General features: G+C 47.9%; 11 protein-coding genes and 1 pseudogene. 6 read left to right on the top strand and 6 right to left on the bottom strand.

Annotated elements, in window-relative coordinates; translation table 11 throughout:
- Positions 1–379 precede the first annotated feature (379 nt).
- The 5 genes from ACYVK4_RS33620 to ACYVK4_RS33600 are packed head-to-tail and all read left to right on the top strand — an operon-like array spanning position 380 to position 2,325.
- Positions 380–1,342, top strand: coding sequence for a replication initiation protein (locus ACYVK4_RS33620; protein WP_012931471.1), 963 nt, complete (start codon positions 380–382; stop codon positions 1,340–1,342).
- An 18-nt stretch (positions 1,343–1,360) separates the two neighbouring features.
- On the top strand, positions 1,361–1,657 hold the full coding sequence (locus ACYVK4_RS33615) for a BrnT family toxin (RefSeq protein ID WP_012931472.1): 297 nt from the start codon (positions 1,361–1,363) through the stop codon (positions 1,655–1,657).
- Positions 1,632–1,835 (top strand): hypothetical protein, encoded by a 204-nt coding sequence (locus ACYVK4_RS33610; protein ID WP_012931473.1) that lies wholly within the window; start codon positions 1,632–1,634, stop codon positions 1,833–1,835. Before ACYVK4_RS33615 ends, ACYVK4_RS33610 begins: the two co-directional genes overlap by 26 nt.
- A 27-nt stretch (positions 1,836–1,862) precedes the next feature.
- Positions 1,863–2,105 (top strand): hypothetical protein, encoded by a 243-nt coding sequence (locus tag ACYVK4_RS33605; RefSeq protein WP_012931474.1) that lies wholly within the window; start codon positions 1,863–1,865, stop codon positions 2,103–2,105.
- 31 nt (positions 2,106–2,136) lie between these two features.
- On the top strand, positions 2,137–2,325 hold the full coding sequence (locus ACYVK4_RS33600) for a hypothetical protein (protein WP_012931475.1): 189 nt from the start codon (positions 2,137–2,139) through the stop codon (positions 2,323–2,325).
- Between the two features lie 33 nt (positions 2,326–2,358).
- Here the strand turns inward: ACYVK4_RS33600 and ACYVK4_RS33595 are convergent, their stop codons facing one another.
- Positions 2,359–2,757 carry a response regulator gene (locus tag ACYVK4_RS33595; protein WP_012931476.1) on the bottom strand — a complete coding sequence of 133 codons (399 nt, stop codon included), beginning with the start codon at positions 2,755–2,757 and terminating at the stop codon, positions 2,359–2,361.
- Positions 2,758–2,801: 44 nt separating this feature from the next.
- A pseudogene (locus tag ACYVK4_RS33590) lies at positions 2,802–2,880 on the bottom strand.
- Between the two features lie 694 nt (positions 2,881–3,574).
- On the opposite strand from ACYVK4_RS33590, the gene ACYVK4_RS33585 reads away from it, so the two are divergent.
- Entirely contained in the window at positions 3,575–4,003 is a 429-nt protein-coding gene (locus tag ACYVK4_RS33585) for a response regulator (protein WP_012931477.1), read from the top strand.
- Between the two features lie 84 nt (positions 4,004–4,087).
- Here ACYVK4_RS33585 and ACYVK4_RS33580 read toward each other — a convergent pair whose 3' ends face one another.
- The 4 genes from ACYVK4_RS33580 to ACYVK4_RS33565 are packed head-to-tail and all read right to left on the bottom strand — an operon-like array spanning position 4,088 to position 6,831.
- Positions 4,088–4,513, bottom strand: coding sequence for a response regulator (locus ACYVK4_RS33580; RefSeq protein ID WP_041618125.1), 426 nt, complete (start codon positions 4,511–4,513; stop codon positions 4,088–4,090).
- A 52-nt stretch (positions 4,514–4,565) separates the two neighbouring features.
- Positions 4,566–5,279 (bottom strand): hypothetical protein, encoded by a 714-nt coding sequence (locus tag ACYVK4_RS33575; RefSeq protein WP_012931479.1) that lies wholly within the window; start codon positions 5,277–5,279, stop codon positions 4,566–4,568.
- Entirely contained in the window at positions 5,276–6,349 is a 1,074-nt protein-coding gene (locus ACYVK4_RS33570) for a DUF5712 family protein (protein ID WP_461131958.1), read from the bottom strand. Before ACYVK4_RS33570 ends, ACYVK4_RS33575 begins: the two co-directional genes overlap by 4 nt.
- Positions 6,346–6,831 (bottom strand): BfmA/BtgA family mobilization protein, encoded by a 486-nt coding sequence (locus ACYVK4_RS33565; RefSeq protein WP_012931481.1) that lies wholly within the window; start codon positions 6,829–6,831, stop codon positions 6,346–6,348. The genes ACYVK4_RS33570 and ACYVK4_RS33565 overlap by 4 nt, the downstream gene beginning before the upstream one ends.
- Between the last annotated feature and the right edge of the window lie 367 nt (positions 6,832–7,198).

Raw genomic sequence — 7,198 nt, 5'->3', positions numbered from 1 at the left:
TTCATACTGACGGTATTAGCCTGTTTTTTACTCTAAATGCCGAAAATCAAACGTTTTGGGAAACAAATGTTTCTATTTGTTATTTGTTAAAGGGCTTGTAAAGCCCTGACATTCACTATAGTTACGGGCTTAAAAGATGACTTTTCGTAAGCTAAAAGATGACTTTTCGTAAGCTAAAAGATGACTTTTCGTAAGCGTTCAAGCATTTAAAAGATGACTTTTCGTAAGTGAGAAGGCCGTAAAAGATGACTTTTTGTAAGCGTATAGAACATTGTAAAATATAACTGGTCTATTTTGTAAGTCATATTTTAGTTTTTAAGTTTGGGGCACGAATCAGGCGGTTCCGCTTCTCACAACTTCCCCGACCTGACCGGCCCCAATGGACAAAGTTAAACCAACCATGGTTCTTTTTGAGAACTCGCTCAATCGTATCGCTGTCAATCTCTCCAAGCTACAGCGAAACTTATTCTACATGGTCTGCTCTCAAATCCAGCCTGACCACACCGCAGAAACCATTTATGAGATTTCAGCTATCGAGTTGATGGAACGTACAGGCGACAAGATTAACTATGCTAGGTTGCGCCAACAGACTTTACAGCTCATCCATCCCAAGGAATTTGAAATGCCTTCTAATCGAGTCGATAAGGAAGGCAAACCACGTAAGAACGTCTTACAGACGGGCTTATTCGCGTCGGCTCTATATTTGGAGGGAGAAGGCACAGTGCAGCTCACAATCTCAGCGCACGTAAGGCCGTTTATTCTCAATTTCAGTGAAAAACTCAAAGGAGGTAACTTCTCTCAACTTGATGTCGATCTGGTGCTGGCCCTGCGTTCTAAATATGGTCAAGCAATGTATCAACAATTAACACAGTGGCGTTTCCATGCTGATAAAGGCCATATGTACCCCTTAGACGAACTTAAAACGTTGCTTGGCGTGATGAACAAGGATGGCTTTGATAAGTACAGCAAATGGGGCGAATTCGATGCTAAAGTGTTAAAACCGGCCAAGAGAGACCTCGAAAAAACAGACCTGCAATTTACCTATGAACCAATGCCTGCTCCTAGGCGTGGACGTGGCCACAAGGTAACTCATGTAAAGTTTATGCTCTCCGTGGATGACGACCGTAATTTCCCCCCTGGCTTTGTGATTAGTGAAGAGCATACAACCTTATTCGACCGGCTCGTCAAGCAGTTTGGACTACGGAAAGATCAGGCTCAAACCGTGCTGTTAAATTTCCCCATCAAGGAAATCAATAAACGGCTTTATGACCTTCATATACAACATAATGACAAGAAAATCAGCAATTTAGGCGCGTACACGGCTAAATCGTTCGGTGTTTAGCACCAAAGGGACAGAAAAATGCTTGAATTTCAGTGGGATGCGGCTAATAAAGGCCATATTATCGACCAATACCCACTCCGGGCCAATACTGTCGAAGAAGTAGAAAGTATATTCACCGACTCGAATTTTCGCCCGACTCCTGATCGGGTAGATGGCCGGGGTGAACAGCAATACAGTGGCGTGGGAGTAAGCAACCAAAACCGCTTACTCTTCGTTGCTTATTCACTAAGAAATGATCAAATTCGGCCCATTAGTTGTCGGCCAGCCAGCCGAAAAGAACGCAACCGCTATGCTCAAATCACCCAGAAATCCTAATAAAAAAGTGACTGCGGCTCCCAAAATGGTAGCCGTGATTAAAAACGGCCATACAGCCGCTGAACTCAAAGAAATGGGGGAACGGTGGGCCAATCATCAGGGGCCTTATCTGACCTTGGCCGAAACGATTGCCATTGAAAAAGCCAAACGAAACAATCAGGCCGATAAGCCTGAGTAGCCTCGGTGAACTTAACTAAATCTAGTTATGGGAAAGGAACCAACCACTCAGGACGAAGCGAAATTAGAAAACCAACCGATCATTGACCTCGATGCTGGAACCCAGGCGTTAATGGCTATAGAAGAAGCCTACCAGCCTTCGGACGACGTTCCGGTGCTACCTGAGTCAGCCAGCACCCAGCAAGAGACTGGTAAGAAACGTACCCATGACCTGACCGGTACTCACCGCGACAAGACGGGCGAGGGAGAGACAATGGCAACGGAGTCGTGATGAATTGGTCGATACAAGCGAATTTGACCCCATGAAAGCAATTGTTAAATTAATTGGTTTACCGGGCCTGATCGTTGCCTTGCTCAGCGCCTGCGGTCCGACCGAATCAACCGAAACCACGACTAAAAGTACCCGTCTGGATTCACTGGCAACCATCCTGGTTGACTCGGCATCAACCCTTGGCGCTGATTCGGTAATCTCGCCCAGGTCAACCCCTTGATGGCGTAAAGGATGCGTATTTTTTAGATAGATCTTAATTCAGATGCCATTCTGAAACCAGTCGCCTGAGCATGCTAATAACGGCTCTTAGGGAGCAGGGTTTAGTCAAAAAACCGTTGGCTCCCAAAGCCAGGGACTTGCGTTTATCATCTTCGTTATCCGACGTGGTTAAGATAACAACTGGCAATTTTCGATAAGCAGGTACCGTGCGTAACTCGGCTAACACATCAAACCCATTCATGCGCTGCATATTCAAATCCAGTAAAATCAATTTGGGTAGCGAAGGCGCTTTTTCTAACTGGGGTAACAACTCATCGCCATCCGACAACTGCTTGATCGCCAAAGGGAAAATAACTTCTTGAAAGGCCGTTTCGATCATCAATTGATCATCCTCGTCGTCATCCACAATCCAGACCGTTGGGGCGTTTTCCATGGCTAGTAAAAGAGTTGAAATGAACAGTAGGAAGTAGATAGAAGCGACTCCGGACAGGTTCGAACTGCCGCCCTATTGATGCCTGATGAGAATCAATCGCTCTGCCGGTTAAGCTACGGAGTCCTACAAGGACATAGAACCTAATTAATCATGTAAAAATACCTACTCCCTCTAGTGGAGTAGGTAAAGCGGAAGGTATAACGTTGAGTAAATCAGCCTTTTATAAACCGATTTAGACTAGTACTGTTTAATGATAAAGAAACTTTTGCTTTATGGTCTCTTTGTCTAAACAAGCACAACAACGGTTGAATCTTTGGCAACGCCATTGCCAGGAACAAAAAGCCCTTTACACTGCTGAAATAGAGAATAGACGCGCCTTGGGTCGAAGGCACGAGCAGGAGTATCATGACCTCTCGTCAAGAAGGTTAAGTTATTATGAACTGCCTATTCTGCTACGCCAACAGGATTCGGAACTAATGGAGTTCAGAGCCATTTATCAGGAAAGATGGTGACGCTTAATTGTTCGTCAAGAGCAGGAAAAGGCGGATTTAGAAATAGTCTTAAAGCGGGCCGATCAAGAGGTCAATTCTGAGAAAAACCGCATAGCATGATAATCCTTTCTGTATACCGTTGCCTCACCTTTGTTATCGTTCCAACACCTTATTGATTCATTGACGTTTATCTCTTTGATTAGTCTATTCAGTTCTAAACAATAGTTTTTCGCCTGGTTGCCCTATTGGGACTAACTTCCTCCGGAACGAACCGTACAACCGGATGTTGGTCTCTTACTCGTAGCCACCACTTCGGCGGTCCGATCATGGCAACCCCTTCTTTGAATACCCCTCAGTCCCTGGCAACATTCGTCTGCCTCGTCGATGACACGGCGGATTACCGCTCGCTGGTTGAGTTGATCTTTAAAGGTTACCTACCTGGCTGTTCATTGCGCTCGTTTGAGAATGGACAGGCTTTTTTGAATACCTTACAGCAACTAAGTGAAAAACCTAATTTGGTTCTGCTTGACCAACATATGCCCGGCTTAAGCGGATATCAAACCCTGGTGGCTTTGAAGCAACAAGCCCAATACCGCTTCATTCCAATTGTGATGATGAGTGCGGATGCGTCTCACTCGGAAATCAGCAGTTTTTACGGAGCTGGGGCGGCGACCTTTTTGCCAAAACCGATGGATTTCAATACCCTTACCGAAACGCTGCTAACCGCTTGCCAGTATGCTAGCAAACTAGCCTGAATCTTAGAATAATCGCTTAACATAATAATCATTTATACAACAACCCTCGGAATAGTACAAAAACAACGGGGCAAAAAAGAGTCACTAAACTACGTTATTGGGGTGTAAACAACTTTGCCAATACTCAATGATGAGTCTGACTTGCTGCTGAAGCTGGGCGTAGTTGGTGGCCTTTTCGTAAAACCCCTGTACCGACTCCTGATAAGCCTGTCGGACGTACTCGGCATTAGAAGCCGTCGTCAAAAACACAAACGGGATCGCTTTTTGGCGCAAGTACTCGCTGTCGTTAATCCGCTGCCGTAGTTCTAACCCATTGAGAAACGGCATATTGATGTCGCACAGGATCAGAAAGGGTTGTTCAGTCGTCGTTTCAAAATAGCTCAGCGCGTCCTCGCCATTGGCAAAGAACCGGATTGGATTCGTAACACCTGCTTGCTCAATGGCATGTCGGAGTAAATGTTGATCATCGTCATCATCGTCAATGCAAATGATAGGGCCTTTCAGGGACATAGACTTAAAACGGGTTGAGTAGTTAGTATAACAGGGTGGGCAAACGATTAATTCAAGGGTTGTAATAGCGATCATACAGCCGTTTCCCTTCCGGCTGGGTCTTCACCCAATCGGTAAACTCCCGCACGGCCTGGGTCTCCGATCGGGCTTTTGCTAAAGCCGCTTCCCGGTCGCTGTTCAACCAATACACGCCCACGATCAGTAAGCTAAACCCCAAGAAGACCACCGTTGCGGCTTGCCATGAGGTAAAGCCAACCCGATTCGCAAAGGCATCCGCTTTGTGCTGACTGGCCCACCGGATGCGCTCGGCGGCGGCTGACCCGGCCCTCTCGATCTGATCGGCTGCGGTATTGCCCACAGCTGCGATCTGACTGGCGCCCGCGTTAGCGGCCGTCCTGATCTCCTCGGCACTGGGTAGGCCCTTCTTCAATTCGGGCAGGACAAACCCGGCGATCTGTTGGCTGTCGATGGTGAAACTAACGCCCTCGCGGGCCTCCTCCAGCAAGGTCTGTACCTCGGATTGGGTGGCGGCTTTGGGCCGTTGCTCCATGCGATCAATCCGGGTGGTTAATCCCTCGATAGCCCGACTATGCCGGCTCAATTCATCCGTCAACCGTTTGATGGGGTCATATTCCGCTGGGCTGCTATCCGTCGGATCACTCCGGCGCACGGGCTGGGATGGTGTTGGTTCGACCGGTACGCCGGTGCGGGCCTGACTAGGACTGCTCTGCTGCCTTAGATTCCGTAAAAACTTGTTCTCGTTCATAAGCCTAACCCCCGGCTGATTCGGGGGCTATTTTCGGGTTTCTGTTCGATTTTCTGTTGCTGGGCTAACTTCTGTTGCTCGGCTAGTTTGGTGGCTTCTAGGGCCTGTTTACGGGCTTCTTCTGCCTTTTGCTCCTGTGCTACTCGCTGCCGTTCTCGCTCGGCCTGTGCGCTGGCCAGTGCTGCGCCTAAATCGTTTACATCCTTTTGCTGATAAGCTTTACTTAGACTGGCCCGCAAATCGTCGGTAAACTCGTTTTGGGGCGTTTTGCCGGGTTGCTGGTACATTTCTAGCCGTTGACTCTGTTCGTGGCTCTGAGCGCGTTTTTGGCGGTCGGCCGCTGCCGCCTGTTCTGCGGCCTGTCGTTGCATCTCCCCTTTGGCCTGTTCATCACCGTACTTCATGCAGTGCAAAAACCGGAAGGATTCGGTTAACGAGCGCTCGTAGGTAAACGCCTGGTCAAAGGTCTGCTCGGCACGCTGACTAAAGCTATTGCGCCCAAAACCGCCTAGTACAACGCCTCTCGTGGTGGCCTTGTGGTTGGTCAGGGGGCTAAGATGATACGGGTTCTTGCGCTCATGAAGCCCGTTTTTCTTCCCTTCTGCATACGCCCGTAGATTCTCCGTTCGGCTGACGATCACATGAATGTGGGTTTGATCGCCGGTCTTGGTTACGCCCTTCTGCTGCTCCCCTAATTGGACCGCGCGGTCGGTGTGGTCGAAACTGCGGCTGTGCTCGATCTTGGCAAACCATACTAAGTCTTTGCTTTCTATCCCCTTTCCAAAATTTTGGGCGTACTCTTCCATTGCGGCCCTTGTAAATGCCTGTAACTTCTGCGAGTCACTACTGATATGGGCTAATTCAGCCTGTGAAGGGGCTAAAATCACCTGATAGTACTTAGCATCCTCCCGGCCTAAATTGCGTTTGTTGGGGTCGATCTCGGCCACAACCTCATGGCCCGCTAACTGCTCCCGATTCTGGTTAAACCATAACCCCGCCTGTTCCTTTTCCAAATACTCGACGAGTCCCCCACAACTACCGGCACTCCCCCCACCTATCTTAGTCATCATCGCTTACCAGGCTCATTCTGTTGCTGAATCAATTCGTCCGTCTGCTTTTTGTACTCGGGCCGTAAGGCATTATCCACCAAAGCCGTCCGGAAGGATAGCCGAATCAGGCTTTGAATCGCTTCGACCACACTGGTTAACTGTTCCTCTAGCTGCTCGGCATTAATAGCACTACTGCCTGAGCCTTGCCCGATCTGGGTTCGCATGGCCTTTACTTCAGACAGGATAGGCTTTAGCAATTCCTTCTCCTGCTCCCGGATAAATCCTATCATGCGTTTATCTAGCGTATCTACTTTTTCTGTCAGCTTTTTCAAGGCTACATCAGGTACATCGGCTTTTGTATCACGGGGATCAACCTTGGTAACGGTGAAATATTGCGCCATAACGGCAATCAAATCTTTATGCGATAGGCCAAATTTAGTGCCTAACCGCTCTAACTGCTGGTGCGTCCCTGCGCTGACAGATAGGCTTTTACGGTCGCTCATGTAGTAAGAATTTATACAAAAATTAACTGATTATCAACGCACTATAAATAAAGTATACAATACTTACAATAAGTCGTTAAAATAATTAATTGTAAGCATTTGATTATTAACCCCGTAGGGCGAGAAGAACGGTATGGAGCGTAGCGGAATAGCGTTCCGTCTCGCTCTCTACAAGACCGCTTCGCGCTTCACGCACCGGATGGCTTAACGTTGGAAAGGGGAAGGTAAAGAGAATCTATCGGAGTCACAAATTGACCATTGGTTAGATGGCTAATATGGCGAACTGCGGCAGTGATAGAATAAGATAGAGTAACGGATAGGCTTTTCTTTCCCCGTTGTTATGGGACTGACTTTGTACAGGCTGACT

It is taken from the genome of Spirosoma aerophilum (assembly GCF_054782495.1).
This window is presented reverse-complemented; position numbering and strand designations above follow the sequence as displayed.